The sequence below is a fragment of the uncultured Proteiniphilum sp. genome (assembly GCF_937873925.1).
Classification (GTDB): domain Bacteria; phylum Bacteroidota; class Bacteroidia; order Bacteroidales; family Dysgonomonadaceae; genus Proteiniphilum.
In genome coordinates, this window is record NZ_CALNAT010000237.1 from 1 (window position 1) to 16918 (window position 16918).

General features: G+C 42.0%; 15 protein-coding genes and 2 pseudogenes. 11 read left to right on the forward strand and 6 right to left on the reverse strand.

What is annotated here, in order from left to right:
- Positions 1 to 547, reverse strand: a pseudogene (locus Q0502_RS16470) (hydrolase); the annotation flags it as partial.
- Between the two features lie 201 nt (positions 548 to 748).
- On the opposite strand from Q0502_RS16470, the gene Q0502_RS16475 reads away from it, so the two are divergent.
- From Q0502_RS16475 to Q0502_RS16525, 11 genes and pseudogenes are all read left to right on the forward strand, one after another.
- The gene (locus Q0502_RS16475) at positions 749 to 1612 is read left to right on the forward strand and encodes a glycosyltransferase family 1 protein (protein WP_298653178.1); all 864 of its coding nucleotides are present in this window, start codon (positions 749 to 751) and stop codon (positions 1610 to 1612) included.
- A gap of 53 nt (positions 1613 to 1665) precedes the next feature.
- Positions 1666 to 1803, forward strand: a complete 138-nt coding sequence (locus Q0502_RS16480; protein WP_298653181.1) for a hypothetical protein — start codon at positions 1666 to 1668, stop codon at positions 1801 to 1803.
- Positions 1790 to 2734: a Stealth CR1 domain-containing protein gene (locus tag Q0502_RS16485; protein ID WP_298653184.1), complete on the forward strand. Its 945-nt coding sequence runs from the start codon at positions 1790 to 1792 to the stop codon at positions 2732 to 2734. Before Q0502_RS16480 ends, Q0502_RS16485 begins: the two co-directional genes overlap by 14 nt.
- Before the next feature lie 93 nt (positions 2735 to 2827).
- Complete coding sequence (gmhA, locus tag Q0502_RS16490) at positions 2828 to 3421, forward strand: D-sedoheptulose 7-phosphate isomerase (protein WP_298653187.1); 594 nt, start codon at positions 2828 to 2830, stop codon at positions 3419 to 3421.
- 8 nt (positions 3422 to 3429) lie between these two features.
- A complete protein-coding gene (locus Q0502_RS16495) occupies positions 3430 to 3921 on the forward strand; it encodes an HAD family hydrolase (protein WP_298653189.1) in 492 nt (163 codons plus the stop codon).
- Positions 3922 to 3949: 28 nt separating this feature from the next.
- Positions 3950 to 5362 carry a D-glycero-beta-D-manno-heptose-7-phosphate kinase gene (rfaE1, locus tag Q0502_RS16500; RefSeq protein ID WP_298653192.1) on the forward strand — a complete coding sequence of 471 codons (1413 nt, stop codon included), beginning with the start codon at positions 3950 to 3952 and terminating at the stop codon, positions 5360 to 5362.
- Positions 5359 to 6339, forward strand: a complete 981-nt coding sequence (locus Q0502_RS16505) for a glycosyltransferase family 9 protein (RefSeq protein ID WP_298653196.1) — start codon at positions 5359 to 5361, stop codon at positions 6337 to 6339. The genes rfaE1 and Q0502_RS16505 overlap by 4 nt, the downstream gene beginning before the upstream one ends.
- 27 nt (positions 6340 to 6366) lie before the next feature.
- A pseudogene (locus Q0502_RS16510) lies at positions 6367 to 7500 on the forward strand (glycoside hydrolase family 99-like domain-containing protein).
- A gap of 99 nt (positions 7501 to 7599) precedes the next feature.
- A complete protein-coding gene (locus tag Q0502_RS16515) occupies positions 7600 to 8853 on the forward strand; it encodes a glycosyltransferase family 4 protein (RefSeq protein ID WP_298653199.1) in 1254 nt (417 codons plus the stop codon).
- 30 nt (positions 8854 to 8883) lie between these two features.
- A complete protein-coding gene (locus Q0502_RS16520; RefSeq protein ID WP_298653202.1) occupies positions 8884 to 10014 on the forward strand; it encodes a glycosyltransferase family 1 protein in 1131 nt (376 codons plus the stop codon).
- A 9-nt stretch (positions 10015 to 10023) separates the two neighbouring features.
- The gene (locus Q0502_RS16525) at positions 10024 to 10962 is read left to right on the forward strand and encodes a capsular polysaccharide synthesis protein (RefSeq protein WP_298653205.1); all 939 of its coding nucleotides are present in this window, start codon (positions 10024 to 10026) and stop codon (positions 10960 to 10962) included.
- On the opposite strand, the gene Q0502_RS16530 is transcribed toward Q0502_RS16525, so the two are convergent.
- The 5 genes from Q0502_RS16530 to lepB all read right to left on the reverse strand — a co-directional run bounded on the left by Q0502_RS16530 (position 10963) and on the right by lepB (position 16854).
- Positions 10963 to 11763: a glycosyltransferase gene (locus Q0502_RS16530; protein WP_298653208.1), complete on the reverse strand. Its 801-nt coding sequence runs from the start codon at positions 11761 to 11763 to the stop codon at positions 10963 to 10965.
- 34 nt (positions 11764 to 11797) lie between these two features.
- Complete coding sequence (locus Q0502_RS16535; RefSeq protein ID WP_298653211.1) at positions 11798 to 12790, reverse strand: Stealth CR1 domain-containing protein; 993 nt, start codon at positions 12788 to 12790, stop codon at positions 11798 to 11800.
- A gap of 201 nt (positions 12791 to 12991) precedes the next feature.
- Positions 12992 to 14515: a glutamate--tRNA ligase gene (gltX, locus tag Q0502_RS16540; RefSeq protein WP_298653214.1), complete on the reverse strand. Its 1524-nt coding sequence runs from the start codon at positions 14513 to 14515 to the stop codon at positions 12992 to 12994.
- 189 nt (positions 14516 to 14704) lie between these two features.
- Positions 14705 to 15334, reverse strand: a complete 630-nt coding sequence (locus Q0502_RS16545; protein WP_298653217.1) for a WbqC family protein — start codon at positions 15332 to 15334, stop codon at positions 14705 to 14707.
- Complete coding sequence (gene lepB / locus Q0502_RS16550) at positions 15331 to 16854, reverse strand: signal peptidase I (RefSeq protein WP_298653219.1); 1524 nt, start codon at positions 16852 to 16854, stop codon at positions 15331 to 15333. The genes Q0502_RS16545 and lepB overlap by 4 nt, the downstream gene beginning before the upstream one ends.
- Positions 16855 to 16918 lie beyond the last annotated feature (64 nt).

The window sequence follows — 16918 nt, forward strand, 5'->3', positions numbered from 1 at the left end:
TACTGGACGGAACATCACTGAGTACCTTTTCGTAGGCAGAACGAATGGTGAAAAAATCTTCCACTTTTCTGGATTCAGCCACGTTCCCTTTTTTGATACGCAATGTCTGGGTACGCGACTTATAGATCCGGTCATAATCTTCCGAGCGCATAATGCCATTGTCGTAGACCTCATTTAATTTATTCCGGATATAGAGTTTGTATTCGGGTGAAAGTTCGGCGAGCCTGGCCTTCAGGTTTACATCCGCATCGAAGTCGGCGAGGGCATTTCTGTGGGCCTCCTCATCAATCTCGAAATAAGGCTCGTAAAACTCCAGGATGCTGTCCTGTTCCGCTTTCAGTTGCTCAGCAGGTTTATACACAGGAAAATCGAACGGAGCGGTGAGAAGCCCGTATTGCCAAGGCCTGCCTTCATTGAAATTATACTTGAAACTGCCCTGACGGGGAAAAAAATAGGTGATAAAAAGTACAGCGATAATAAAGACCAACGGGACGAATATTTTTGTCTTGATCCTTACCTTTCTTTTATTGGATGACCTGTTATTCATTCCTCCGGATGCTAACTTTGTAGATTGTAGATTTTTTATACAACAATTAAAACCGGGAATTGTTTTAAGTTTTTACGAGTATCTGGGAGAGAGAGAGAAAGTCCTTTAAGGAAGTGTAACATTCGTGTTTCTGTAATTGGATTAAAAAAAACTACTTTTGCAGTTAAAAATGGATGTGATGGTCCGCGTAATGACAAAGGAATGAAGAACAAACAAAAAAGCATATTGGTCGATTTATCTTATATGAAAGATTTGTATCGCGGATACGGACAGATAGCTTTGAATTACGGTAATTATTTTAAGAAAAATTACAGCGTTCAAGCCTCTGATTATGAGTTGACTCTGCTGCTTCCTAAAAAGTATTTCGGAGTTTTTGGTAACCAGGTAAAGTATATATCTTCATCAAATTGGTTTAGAAAACATTGTGGTTATCTATTTCCTAAATTTGATATCTGGCATAATTTGCAGTTTCCTGTGCGATTCAAACCTCATTCGAAATCAACAAAATATATTTTCACAATCCACGATCTCAATGTATTATCCCTTGAATATGAGAAGACGCAAAAACGTGTAGCAAGAAACTATCGCCGGCTTGCAAGACATATAAAGAGGGCTTCAATTGTTACTACAATTTCAAATTTTTCCAAAAGACAAATTGAGAATCATTTTAATTTAGATGGAAAACGCCTTGTCCTGATTTATAATGGTGTTGAAGAAATTTCTACAAAGCCCGCCTGCAAACCTGGTTACCCAATAGAAAAGCCGTTCTTTTTTTCCATAAGTGTTTTTCGGCCAAAGAAAAACTTCCACATTTTACTCGATATGATGAAACTTATGCCCGAGAGACATCTTTATATTGCCGGCAACGACAATACGGAATACGGTATAATGATAAAAGACCGCATTGAAAGAGAGGGAATAAGTAATGTTATTCTTTTAGGAACTGTTTCGGAAGAAGAAAAGGTTTGGCTTTACGCGAATTGTGAAGCGTTTCTGTTTCCTTCGCAACTTGAAGGATTCGGTCTGCCTGTCATCGAAGCCATGCATCTCAGGAAACCAGTTTAAAAGAAATCGGCGGTGATTTTGCCTATTTTTGGGAAAACTTTGATCCGCAGGAAATGAAGCAGTTGATCGATGAAAATCTGGGAAAATTCTATCAGAATAAGGATTTGGCACAGAAAGAAAAAAAATATGCCCATTCGTTTTCGTATGAGAAACACTTTGAAGAATATGAGAAATTGTATGCCACAGTTTGATATTGACCTGGTTTATCTGTGGGTTGACGGAAACGACGCAGAATGGGTCGCCAGAAAAAAACGGTTTTTAGGGGAAAACGTAGCTCTGAATACAGAGGCTACAACCAAAGCGCGCAATGCGAATAACGACGAGTTGAAGTATTCGTTGCGATCGGCAGAAAAATATGCGCCGTGGATTCACAACATCTTCATTGTGACGGACGGGCAAAAGCCGGACTGGCTGGATTTGCAAAATGGGAAAATCAAAATCGTTGATATACGCGAACTTATTCCTCCCGAAGCTTTACCTTGTTACAACTCTGTTATCATTGAACATTTTTTGTATAAAATTCCGGATCTATCGGAGCATTTTTTGTATGCGAACGACGATATGTTTTTCAATGTGAAGGTTACTCCCGGTTTCTTTTTTACAAGTGAAGGTTTTCCTGTTGTGAGATTGCAACGCACTTTTGGCGGTAAATGGATCAACAAAGGGAAAAAAGTATTTAATATACACACCAATATTTACAGGAAGACCATTGATCGGGCCGCTTCGCTCATCGAGAAGAAATTCGGGAGATACTACTCAGGAACTCCTCATCACAATATCGACTCTTATCTGAAATCGGACTATCGGCTTGTTTCCGAAAAGATATTCCGGCATGAGATACATTCCACCATAACCCATCATCTCCGAAGTGAGGACGATATTCAGCGGATTATTTACCTTTACTATGCTTTAGCTGTAAGGAGGGGGGAGTTGTGTTACGTAGGTAGAAGGGAGTCATGCAGGATACGACTGCAAAAGCCCGATTATATGTACTTTATTAACAGGTATCAGCCGATTCTTTTTTGCCTTAACGACAGTCATCATGCTACTGATGCCGACAGGAACAGGGTGAGGCCTTTTCTGAAGACTCTTTTTCCGGAGAAATCCTCCTTTGAGATGTAAGATAAAGTAAAGTGATATCTTTCTTTAATGAATAGATTGTGAATGATACGAATTAATATACGTAAATTCTCCGGTCAGAATTGATTTTTTTACATGGACAAATATATTATTGAAGCAATAAAGAATGGGATTATACTAAGGCAGGAATTATTGAAGAACAAAGTGATGCTAAGGAGTATAAAAGAAATAGGAGAATTAGCATGCGATACAATACGTTCCGGTCATAAGATCCTCCTATGCGGAAATGGAGGCAGTGCGGCAGATGCTCAACATATTGCTGCGGAGTTAGTCGGTAGGTTCGTAAAAGAACGAAAAGGGTTACCCGCTATTGCGCTCACAACAGACACATCCATATTAACCTCCATAGGGAATGACTATGGCTTCGATGAAATTTTTTCGAGGCAGGTTGAGGCTTTAGCTGCAAAAGGAGATTTATTGATAGGAATTTCCACGAGTGGTAATTCTGAAAATGTATATAGAGCCCTGCGTAAGGCTAAAGATATGAATATAGAAACAATAGGATTTTTAGGAAAAACCGGAGGTAAATGTAAAGATGTAAGTGATATTGTTCTTTTAATCGATTCTTATGAATCTGCAAGGATTCAGGAGATTCACATAATGTTAGGCCATATTATGTGTGGAATAGTGGACCATTTATTAGACGAATCTCATAGAGAATTGCAATAAATTATACAATGACTCAAAAAGTTGTTTTTTTAGATAGAGATGGGACTATAAATGTGGATTACGGCTATGTATATAAGTTATCCGACCTGAAATTGTTGCCAGGCGCTGGTGAGGCATTAAAACTATTCCAAGAAAACGGATTCAAACTAATAATTGTTACAAATCAGTCAGGAATAAGCAGGGGTTTTTATACTTTAACCGATGCCATAAAATTTAATAACGCATTGAATACCGAATTGGGAAAATATAATGTTCATATTGAAGAATTCTTCATCTGTACGCATGCTCCCGAAGATAAGTGTATTTGTCGTAAACCCTCTCCTGTTATGGTTCTTGAAGCAATAAGGAAATATCATATCGATGTGGGTGCCTCCTATCTGTTTGGAGATAAGTTATCGGATGTGGAATGCGGCGAAAATGCAGGAGTCGCATCTTTCTTAGTTACTAAGGATAATTCATTGCTTTATTGGGCAAACCTATTAATAAAACAGTTTATATGAAACCGAAATATAAAAGGATAATAATCGTATGAAACTTGAAGCAATTCGCGGAAAAAGAATTCTCATTATTGGAGATATTTTAATTGATACGTATTATGTTGGGGATGTGAAACGAATATCACCCGAAGCCCCTGTTCCGGTTGTCAGAGTAAATAATACTTATAGTGTTTTGGGAGGAGCCGCAAATGTGGCGCGTAATTTGATGGGCATCGAATGCAATCCCACTGTTTTGGGCCTTATTGGGAACGATGAAAATGGGAAGCTGGTGAATAAAATGTTTGAGGATCTAAAAGCAGAAAATGTTTTATTCCCGACATTAGAATCTACTGTTACAAAAATCAGGATTCTCGGAAATAATCAACAAATAGCGCGACTTGATTTTGAAAAAGAGTTCCATTCCATTTCCCGCGACGAAGAACTGTTATTGACGCAAGCAATGGAAAAACTCATTCCGGAAATTGATGTTGTGGTCGTTTCAGATTATGGGAAGGGAGTATGTAATGAACTTATATGTAAAAACGCCATTGAATTATCTTCCCGATACAATAAACCAATCATAATAGATCCCAAAGGGTTTGATTGGCATAAATATGAAAATGCAACCATCGTAACCCCAAATCTAAAAGAATTATCCGATATTTATGGGGAAGAGGTTGAAAACAGAGATAATCCCATACATATTGCAGGCCGGTTTATTCTAAATAAATACAACATACACTCTTTATTAATTACACGATCTGAAAAGGGAATGTCTTTTATAGACCGACAAACATCCGTACATATATCTACGGAAGCTAAAGAAGTCTTTGATGTTTCGGGAGCGGGAGATACCGTTGTCGCCGTTTTAGCTGCCGCTTTGGCTGCAAAATTTTCCTTACATGATGCGATAAACCTGTCGAATAAAGCCGCAGGGATAGTGGTCGGCAAGATAGGAACATCCCCAATACTGTATGATGAACTCGAAACGGGCATACTGAAAAGACAAAATAATAAAAAAGTCATATCCGCAGATGATGTTCAGGAAATCGTAAAAAAACTAAAGGGCATGCATTCTAAAATTGTATTTACCAACGGATGTTTTGATATCTTGCATCAAGGGCATGTATCCTGTTTGCAGGAAGCAAAGAAATTAGGAGATATATTAATAGTCGGAGTAAACTCCGATGATTCGGTTAAAAGGTTAAAAGGACCGTCTCGTCCCATTAATGATGAGGCTTCCCGCAGTATTATTTTAAGTGCATTGGAATGTGTTGATTACGTAACAGTTTTTGCAGACGATACCCCGCTGGAGTTAATTAAAACCATTTGTCCCGATGTATTGGTGAAAGGAGGCGATTATGCAATTGAGGATATCGTTGGCCGGGAATTTGCCAAAGAAATTGTTATCATCCCTTTTCTGGAAGGATTCTCCACCACTTCCATTATTGATAAATTATATTGAAAAAATATATGCGGGCGCGGGAAAGACGAAAAAGACTCTACTCTATCATTCTGATCCCAAGAGTTCTGAAGATCAGGAGATATTTAAAAAAATATATTCGAAAAGAAGAGGGAAATGTCTCCGTCATTGTGCTTACCGAGCATATAGGCGATATTATTGCCTGTGAACCGGTTTCTTATTGGTTGAAAAGAACATATCAACATAAAGTGGTCTGGCTAATAAATGAAAAATACCACGAGCTTCTGTTGATGTTTAGGAATGTAGATGAAATTATAGACCTGAGTTGTCTCTCCGAATGGGTATATCTTGATAAATTCACCCATCTGCCGCATGTATATAACCTGCATTTTGACGGCAGGCAATGTTCCCGTTTTTATTTGAGCAATCAATCGTCCCAAAAACATATCGGATTTGAGAACTATTATAATTATGGATGTTTATTGGAAAGTTTTTGCATGGTTGGCAAATTGCCTCGATTAAATATTCGGCCTCAACTTTTTTTGGTTCAGCATACACTTTCTTTCAATTATTTATTGCCGGATAAATATATTGTGGTGCATCCTCAGGCTAATGATATTTCTCGAAATTGGGATATAGGTAAATGGAATCAACTGATCTCTTCTTTCCCCGATTTTACTTTCATCGAAATCGGTTTGTCGCCGGTTTTATCCGGAAAAAACTGTATTACGTCGTTATGTGGCAAACTGACATTTCAGGATATTGCTCTCGTTGTGAAAAACTGTTTTCTTTTCATTGGAATAGATAGCGGTATGGCTCATTTTGCAAACGCATTGGGAACGCCAAGCCTTATTTTACTGGGGAAATACGGTAATTTTGATAAATATATGCCCTATTCAGGTATTTTTGATATTGAGGATTTTCGTGTAATTCAATATCCGGATTTTGTATATGATCTTCCGGTTTCAATAGTGAAAGAAGAGGCAGACAGGTTCATTTCTGCCTTGAATGCAAGATAGTATTTTTGATTTTCATTTCATTAAAGCATTGTGAATAATAAAAAAAATGACATAAGAGCAATAGCTTTCTATCTCCCACAATATCACCCGATACCGGAGAATGATCAGTGGTGGGGAAAAGGCTTTACCGAATGGACAAATGTAGGGAAGGCAAAACCTCTGTTTAGAGGTCACGATCAACCAAAAGTGCCTGCCGATCTGGGATATTATGATTTACGATTGCCCGAAGCGCGAATTGCCCAGGCAGAGATGGCAAAAAAATATGGTATCGATGGCTTTTGTTATTACCATTACTGGTTTGGTGAAGGAAAACAGCTATTAGAGAGGCCGTTCAATGAAGTGCTAAATTCCGGCAGTCCGGATTTTCCCTTTATGCTTTGTTGGGCAAATGAGAGTTGGCACTCCAAATTTTGGAGTTATGAGGGCGTTTACTCCAAAAAGATGCTTATTGAACAAAAATATGGAGATGAACAGGAATATGAGAGGCATTTCCATGCTCTTTTGGGTGCATTTAAGGATCCCCGTTATATAAAGATTGAAGGCAAACCCGCTTTTATGATTTATAAACCGTTAGAGTTTCCCGATATCGAGAATTTTATAAGAAAATGGCAATCGCTCGCCATTGAAAACGGGTAAAAAGGCGTTTTTTTTATAGGGCAATATGGTAATCCTTGGGGAAGTAGGGCAGAAATGGTAAATAAAGGCTTTGATGCGTTTAATTCTGTAAGACTCTTTAAATTATTTTATCGCAGGGGTTTTATAAATAAGGTTTTAAAAAAATATAGATCATTGACCCATAGACCCCATATTTTCAAATATAAGAAAGCCATGAAATATTTTATCACCCAGGAAGATAGTAATAGTGACGTTTTTCCAACTATTATACCCAATTGGGATCATACTCCAAGAAGCAGATCGGGAGGGAATTTACTTCAAGATTCTACTCCTGAAGTATTCAAAGAGCATCTTGAAAATGTCTTTTCAGTGTTAAAGAACAAGACTGGAGAACGGTTTTGTTTTATTAAATCGTGGAATGAATGGGGTGAGGGTAATTATATAGAGCCTGATTTAAAATATGGTCTAAAATATCTTGAAATTTTTAAAGAGATAAAAGAGAAATATAATAAAGAGTGCAACATTCATGTTTCTGTCATTGATTAAAAAAACTACCTTTACAGTTAAAAATGATATCGGTCAAATATCTGCATGCCTGTTTTATAAATATTAATTTAGTCGGATTATATGCACAGCCAGTATATTATGGATAAAATAGCAATAGTTGTACAGCGATACGGCAAAGAGGTTAGCGGAGGGGCGGAAGAGCACGCCCGGATGCTGGCAGAGCGCCTGAAAGCGCGGTATGGAGTGGATGTCCTCACATCCCGCGCTTTGAATTTTCCTGTGTGGGATAACTATTACCCTGCAGGTGAAGAGGTGCTGGACGGCATACGGGTATTGCGGTTTACACACGAAAGAGTAAACCCGAAAACGCCCCGCTGGTTAGGCCGTTATCTCCGTGGAAACTGGAAGTATTACCATACAGGATATACATTCGCCAATATTATCACCCTTTCGCTCAGGCGCCTACGATACAGGAGAAGGAAAGATCACGACCGGATATTTGAAGACTGGATAGAGAATGACGGTCCTGTCTGCAAGGGGATGATTTCATATATAGAACAGGAGAAAGACCGATATAAGGCGTTTATTTTTCTAAATTATCCGTTCTATCCCACTTATTTCGGCTTGCAGAAAGCATCCGGCAAAAGCATCCTTATTCCGTTGGCACATGATGAGCCGATGCTCTATCTTTCAGGTTACAATAAAATGTTCGCCCTGCCGGGATTTATCATGTACAATACGGAGAGTGAAAAACATTTGGTAGAATCTGCCCATCCCATTACGCGAACAATCCGTTCGGACATTGCAGGCGTCGGCTTCGATCGTCCGGTACCGGCCGAAAATACGGAATCTCCGATCGGTTCTCCCTATTTTGTTTATATCGGACGCATCGATATAGGTAAGGGATGTCTGGAACTGATAGATTATTTCTCTAAGATGAATAAACCGGAGGTAAAACTCGTAATGATCGGCAAGAATTACATGGACAATCCCGTAGAGCACGATAATATTATTTTTACCGGGTTTGTAGACGAGGCAGAGAAGCTGGATTACCTGCAGCATTGCGAAGGCCTGATCATCCCTTCCCGCTACGAAAGCCTGTCGATGGTTACACTGGAAGCAATGTCGGTAGGAAAACCGGTTTTGGCCAACGGCCGTTGCGAGGTGCTGAGGCACCATATTGAGCAGAGCCAGGCGGGGTTCGTATATTATGACGGGAAAGATTTTGCCGGACAGGTAAATAGAATACTCAACCTATCTGATCGCGACAGACAGGTTATCGCGCAAAACGGTAGGTCGTACGTGGAGAGAAATTATCAATGGGAAAGCATTTTGAAAAAGTTTGATGCCGCCATCGATTATGTGGGAATGGACCGAGAAGCCTCCCTTTGAAATAGTCGAACGAAGAATAAACGGCAGGAAATGGGTAAAAATACGGTGTTTCAAACAGGGAGTCCCGTTCAAACAGTGGATATGTGGAAAACAAAGAGAAAACAAAAAAAGATATTGGTCGATTTGTCTGAGTTAAGCAACACTTACTGTGGCTTGAAACAGGTTGCATTCGCGTATGGTAACTATTTCAGGGAAAATTATAAAAGAAAGGAAGCGGATTATTCCTTGACGCTTCTCATGCCCCGGAAAATGTTCGGCATGTTTGGTCGTGAAGTTCGCTATATCAGTTCTTCAAGCTGGCTCATGAAACATTGCCGCTACCTGTTCCCGGCATTCGATGTATGGCATGCCACCCATCAGTTGAGCCGGTTCAAACCGGCTTACTCGTGGACGAAATTCATACTCACGATACACGACCTGAATTATCTCTACGAAACCACGGGAGAACAACGTGCGCGGAAACACCGCCGGTTGCAGCGCAAAGTCCGTCGTGCGGATGAAATTGTTTGTATTTCTGAATTTACAAAACAGGAAACACAGAAGAATCTGATAATGGACGGCAAAACATGCAAGGTCGTTTATAATGGCGTTGAAAGCCTCGTGGGAAAGCCGGCGGTGAAACACGGTAGGGAAATTAAAAAGCCGTTTTTCTTTACGATTGGAACTATCATGAAGAAAAAAAACTTCCACGTCCTGCTCGATATGATGAAACTCATGCCCGACAAGCATCTTTATATAGCCGGAGATAGCAGCCCGGAAGAATATGGCGGAATGATAGAAAAACGTATTGAAACGGAAGAAATAAGAAATGTTTCTCTTTTGGGCGTTGTTTCGGAAGAAGAAAAGGTTTGGCTTTACGCCAATTGTGAAGCGTTCCTGTTTCCTTCGCTGTTCGAGGGATTCGGACTCCCGGTCATTGAAGCCATGCAGTTCGGCAAACCCGTTTTTTCATCCCGGGAAACCAGTCTGGAGGAAATAGGAGGCAATTTTGCCTTTTTCTGGAACAATTTCCATCCGCAGGAAATGAAGCAGTTACTCGACGAAAATCTGGAGAAGTTTTATCGGGACAAGGATTTGATACGGAAACAAAAAGAATATGCCCATTCGTTTTCATACGGGAAACACTTTGAAGAATACATGAAACTGTACGCCGCACCATAATTTATTGATATGAGTAGAACTGAAGAATTTCCCCTTTTCCGGAAAATATGGGGACATATGCGTGAGAAAATGATATTGAATAAGCACCGGCAAGTGGCTGATTTCTGGAATCCGGTCATCCGCGCATATTTCGACGGAAAAATCGAAAAATATTCATTTGTTCCCCTCAGGAAGTTTCCGGAAAACAAAAAAGTTATCTGGCAATACTGGGGACAGGGTATCGATGAAGAATCACTGCCCGAAGTGGTCCGGATCTGCTTTGCATCGGTAGACAAATATAAAGGGGAATATGAAGTAGTACGTCTTTGCGATGACACGGTTAAAGATTATATAGACTTACCCGGTTTTGTGTGGGAGAAACTGGAGAACAGGCAATTAAGCCACACCTTTTTCTCGGATTTGTTGCGGCTGGCTCTCCTGAATACATACGGCGGCGTATGGCTTGACGCTACCATACTGCTCACTGCTCCTCTTCCCGAAGAATATGGAGAACCCGATTATTTTGTATTTCAACGGGATGACAACGAGGAAAATAAAAAAATCCTTGAAAGCCCTTTCTCCCGTTATTGGGGGTGGAAGCCCGGCTTCAGGGTTAAAATATTGAATAGCATTATTTTTGCCAAAAAGGATAGTGAAGTGATTCGGATATTAATGGACCTGATGCTCTATTATTGGAAAACCCAGAAACAGGCGTTGGCATATTTTTTCTTTCAGATATTATATAACGAACTAATGGAAAAGTATGTGCCTGACAAGCGATGTCCGGTTGTAAGTGACTTTATCCCTCACCTTGTACAGGCAAAATTACTCGATCCGTCGGCTCTCCCCCTGATGTCGTTCCGGGATATATTGCAGAAGAGTAATATACATAAAATGACTTATTACAAAGATGGTTCGGCTGACCGTTTCCATTCTTTTGTCAGAGAATTTACCGGCCTTGACAATTAATTACTCCCTGTACCGTATACTTGCAACCAGTTTTCTGATGACGTAAGCAATTCTGCCCGTGTGAACGCCGGGAAGTTTAATTCCGTATTTTGCAGAAAATTCGTTACGGAAAGCCTTTACGTGCTCCCAATCCTGCCGTCTCTTTTTCAGGTGTTCTTCATCTCTTCTGTTCATGATGGAATTTTCCCTGTTATAATACATATACTTTGTATTAGGGACTACGACCAGTTTTTTTGCATGATACATGGCAGATAATGAGAATATCATATCTTCGATAAACCGCCCTTCTTCAAAACGAAACGCATATTGTTTAAGGAAATCCCGCTTGAACAGATATCGCCACACATAACCCCATTTACCTACATAGGTTATTTTCAATTTACCCTGAGTCGACGTATATACCTTCCTTTTCCTGAAAAGCTGTGTTTTGGATCTGCGCTTTTCGTTTACCATCCCTCCGCATGCTATATCCGCTCCGGTTTCCGTGATTGCTTTCACCATCTCCTTGTAATAGTCGGTATTAATACCGTCATCCACATCCATAAAATGGATATATTCGCCTTTTGCCGCGTCGATTCCCGTATTTCTGGCTGCTGAAAGACCCTGGTTTTTTTCATGCCGGATGAGATTCACCGGATACTTCCGGGCAATCGCAGCGGACCGATCCGTAGATCCATCATCAACAACTATGATGTCTAAATTTTTATATGTTTGAGCCATGATGTTATCCAGACAGGATTCGACATATTGTTCCCCGTTATAAACAGGGATGATGACTGAAACCAATGGAATATCTTTCATTTGTGTGTATGGACTATTTGTTATTGTCTATTGGTCATAACTCGAAAGTCGACTTTTCGGGTAAAATAGATTCAAAAGCTTTTTCTATCTCCTGCATCACCTGCGTATAGTTCCTGATATGGGCGTTGTCGTTGAGACAGACCAGCTTGTAACTCTGATCGTAGATGGCTTTTATCGCCTGCTTCGACCGAAGTATGAGCGGGAACATTTTTGTATTATCGTAAGTGTTGTACGGCTCAAAGTTCGAGCGGCAGATCTGCCACGTTCGGAACAACTCCTGGGTGTAATCCCCGGGGCTGCGGAATCGGTTGGCCGATACCGCGGTCAGTTTGTCCCCGGCGTAATCCCAGACCTCTTCAAAAGTCGATTTGAGGTAAGGTTGGGCATTATGCGGAGTAATGAGCGTCACAAATTTCCCGTAAGGTTTCAGCAATCTTGTCAGATTGGCTTTTTTGCCGTAAGAAGGATGAAACCATTTCTCATGGTCACGCTTTAAAACCTCACGTTTATCAAATCTTTCGTTGATAATCCTGAGATTGTTTTTCAGGCATTTCGACCATAGCCCCATCCCCGAATTATGGCGAAAAGCCGCAATATCATTGGGCAGTCCATCAGAATAAAAACGGTCCTCTCCGATATGGTCAATGATGAAAAAGTCATCGTTAAAGTAAACAAAACGATCTGCCAGACCGGGGATCTTATGCAGATAGATCTCGATAAGTGAAGAGTTGAATACGGGTAGGAATTTTGTCGGGATATAATCGCTATGGTTCACCAATGCCAGTTTGGGATGGTCGGCGTTAAGCCATGCCGGTTTCTGGCCGCAGGTGACGAAATGTATTTTCCTGACCCATGGGGCAAATTTTTCCACCCCCCTGAACCAATATTTCAGAAAGCCGTAGTCCCGGAAACGGGCTTCCGACACCTCATTCTTTGAGTTGTCGATCTTGCCCGAATACTTTGCAAAATCGGCCTTCCATTTCGGGTCGTCCATATCAACCCAGGTGATCACAAAATCGATATCCATTGCCGTTATACAGAATTAATATTTGCTTTGCAGAACGCAGAACTATTTCAATAAGCTGACTGAACTGAAAGCAGGATTGCTTGCATCCATGGCAAGAAATAGTCTGAAGTATTTGAAACAATCTAACTTTTAGTGAATATTTTCGTTAAGCAATATGAGCAGAAGACAAACTTGTTTGTATTATGCCGTTGCGAGAAATGCCTAATGTAATTGAAGGATGGATATTGCCCGTTCTAAACGGCGCAGTGTCTCCTCTTTTCCGATTACTCCGGTAATGTCAAACATATGGGGCCCCTTTCCGGCACCTACTATTGCCAACCGGAATGCATTCATAACGTTTCCGGTATGTAATTGGTTCTGTTGGATCCAATCCATTACGGTTTTCTCCTGGTTTTCAGCCGAAAAATCGTCCATCCCTGCCATTAATGCACTGAGTTGCTTCATCTGTTCCGGAGTCTCTTGTTTCCAACGTTTTTGGACGGTCTTTTCATCATAAGTCGTGGGTGCGACAAAGAAAAAGCAGGATTGATCCCATAATTCACTGATAAAATGGACACGCTCTTTTACCAAGCTCACCACTTTCTCTGCTTGCTCCACGGATACGGAAATCCCTTTTTCCTGCAGAACCGGCATGAACAGTTCAGCCAGGTCATGGTCGGACATTCGCAGGATATATTGATGGTTATACCATTTGGCCTTTTCCACATCGAATTTGGCGCCGCTTTTGCTGCATCTGTCGAAAGAGAATGCCTGTACCAGTTCGTTCAGTGAGAATATCTCCTGCTCAGTGCCCGGGTTCCATCCTAGGAAAGCGAGGAAGTTGATGACGGCTTCCGGTAAATAGCCGCTTTCGCGGTATCCCGACGACACTTCATCCGTTTTCGGGTCTGTCCATTGTAATGGAAAAACGGGAAATCCGAGGCGGTCGCCGTCGCGTTTGCTCAGTTTGCCGTTTCCTTCCGGTTTAAGCAGGAGCGGCAGATGGGCGAATTGGGGCATATGCTTTTCCCAGCCCAGACTCCTGTAGAGCCATACATGCAGGGGCGCCGAGGGAAGCCATTCTTCCCCGCGGATCACGTGCGTGATCTCCATCAGGTGGTCGTCCACCACATTGGCCAGGTGATAGGTGGGCAGCTCATCGGCCGATTTATAGATCACTTTGTCGTCGAGTACCGAGGAATTGACAACCACCCTGCCACGGATCATATCGTCGACAATGATCTCCCGGTCGGGATCTATTTTGATACGGACAACATATTGTATTCCCTCCTTTATCAAGGCCTGCATCTCTTCTTCCGTCAGTGTAAGAGAATTACGCATCTTATCCCTGGTGGAAGCATCATACTGAAAGTTGGGAATTTCCGCCCTTTTGGCCTCCAGTTCTTCCGGAGTATCGAACGCGATATAGGCTGCATCTTCGTCGAGCAAGTTATGGACATATTTTTTATAGATCTCTTTTCGTTGCGATTGTTTATACGGTCCGTAATCGCCTCCTTTCGCGGGGCTTTCATCGAACGGCAGGTTCAGCCAGTCGAAAGTTTCCCGGATATACTCCTCCGCACCCGGCACGAACCGGGTGGAGTCGGTGTCTTCAATCCGAAGGATAAAATCCCCTCCCTGCTGTTTGGCAAAGAGATAGTTGTATAGCGCCGTCCGTACCCCGCCGATATGCAGCGGCCCTGTAGGGCTGGGTGCAAAGCGTACCCTTGTCTTGTGATGCATCATAATCTTTTTATTCAAGTTCCGAAGGCCTTCATTTACTGATATATCCTGTCGAAAGTGAACCCTCCGTTCTTTCCGGCTACAAAAGTAGAAAAAAATGATGATGAATTGAAATAAAGCAAGAATGGAAAAGAATTATTATCCGTATCTTAATATATTTTTGACAGTAAGTAATTCCCGGATACGGATATGTTAGTGTTGTAATACGGGACTATTTATCAGATAAATTCTTGCTTCATTTCCCATATTGAATAGCAGGTCGATAATGCTCAGGTTGGGGGTAAATCCCAGCTTTCCGGCAAAAACCTGATAGTATCCGGGGGGTTCGTAACCGGAAGGCTTTTTCGGGTCTATGGTCTCGCGTAGATCAACAGTGTCCGGGGAAAGGGTCTTCATGTATTCCTGAGTATAATCGACCGGTGTCTCAATATCGATGCAACGGCAGATAAGCCGGCGTAACTGTTCGTTGAAATCGTGCAGATACCGGAATTTTTTTTCGTAAAAGGGGCGGAAATCCTCTTCAAAATATTGAAAAAAAGGTGTGGAGTTATATGCCGAGATAATGGCGTTCCAGTGCAGGTGCCGCCAGTCTCCGTGCTCGGCAATACATATATCCTTCATCCGGCTTTCCGCTTTTTCCGGCTTTTCTATCGGGATACTCAGGGAGAGGGGTCCATTCGCCCCCGCAATGACGCACCGGTTGCGATACGATTGCTTCCGGTAATTGTCATGGATCTCTATAAGGGCACTTCCGGCGTGAAAAAGGGTCGCGTAATATTCTACCGGTGCCAGGTAAAGAGACGATAGAAGTACTGTTTTCATGCCGGTATTTTGGCACTGCGGAACAACCTCTTCCACCTTATTTTACCGTTGAACCATGAGTTATCTTTTTCGAGCGATAGCCAGATAAGGATGGGTTGTCCCACGATATGGTCTTCCGGCACAAACCCCCATACGCGTGAGTCGGCGGAGTTATGGCGGTTGTCGCCCATCATAAAGTAATAGTCGTATTTGAACGTATAAGAGTCGGCTACCGTCCCGTTGATATACACTTTGCCGTCGCGGTAGGCGAAGTCGTTACCCTCATAGTTCTTGATACATCGTTCATATGCAGCCACCTTGAAATCGGTATCGGTATCAAAAGTGATAGTCGCTCCTTTCTCAGGGATCCATAACGGGCCGAAAGTATCGCGGGTCCAGCCCCTATCGTAGGCGAGCGGGTAGTAATAGTTTAGGCCGGGTTGCTCTTTCTCCTTGATCACATCCCATACGAAAGGTTTGGCCTTCAATTGCTCCACCATTCCGGCGGTGAGGGGAATACTGAAATAGACTCTTCCGTTATTGCCGTTGCGAGGATGTAGTCCGATCCCGGCCATACTCAAACTATCCGCTCCGGCCAGCTCCTGCGAGCGTGGGACCACCTGCCCGTAATTATCCTGTATGAAGTAATCGGCTTTATTGATGCCCAAATCACTGAAAACATCGGCTGCAATGATGGTACCATCGGTATGGATCATATAATTGTGTTGTGAGAGCCGGGGATTAGGTAATAGGGTTCCGTCTATAAATACGGAATCATTTTTTATCTCGATGGTTTCCCCGGGCAGTCCTATACAGCGTTTTACATAATTTTCCCGCCGGTCTACCGGACGATAGACAATCTCTCCGTAGGTGCGTTTGTCCGACCGGACACCGGCGCTGCCGTTGGCATTCCTTTTCACGAGTGAGTAGAAATCCTCTGCCTGACGATTCAAGGCAACCGTGTCGCCGGTAGGGAAGTTGAATACTACGATATCATTTCTTTTCACTTCACCGAATCCTTTTAGACGCCTGTATTTCCACTGCGGTTTTTCGATATATGATTTTCCTCCGACCACCGGCATGGTGTGCTGGGCGAGAGGGAACGACAACGGTGTGATCGGTGCGCGGGGACCGTAACTCAGTTTGCTTACGGCCAGGAAATCACCTACCAGCAGTGATTTTTCAAGCGACGAAGTGGGTATCTGGTAATTCTGGAAGAAGAAGGTGTTGATGAAATAGACGGCGACCAGCGCAAACAGGATGGCATCCACCCATTCCATCGTTTTTCTGAATGTATTGTTTTTCGACTTTTTCCAGAAAGACCAGGGCACGAATTTAGTGATGTAAATATCGAAGAAAAGTATAATAAAAAGCAATATCCACGGAGAACCGGCCCATGCGGCAAACAGGATTGCAGCCGCCACCCATACGGCAAACCACACCCATTGCCGGCGTGAGGTATTCGAAAGTCTCGTCAGTAGATTGGATGGAGACGTTTTGGTGTTATTAGTCTGTTGGTTGTGAGATGGTTTATTGCTCATTTTTTTTAATTTCATTAGTCAAATACATATGCTATTACAATGCGCCTGACCTCAAAGTTTTTAT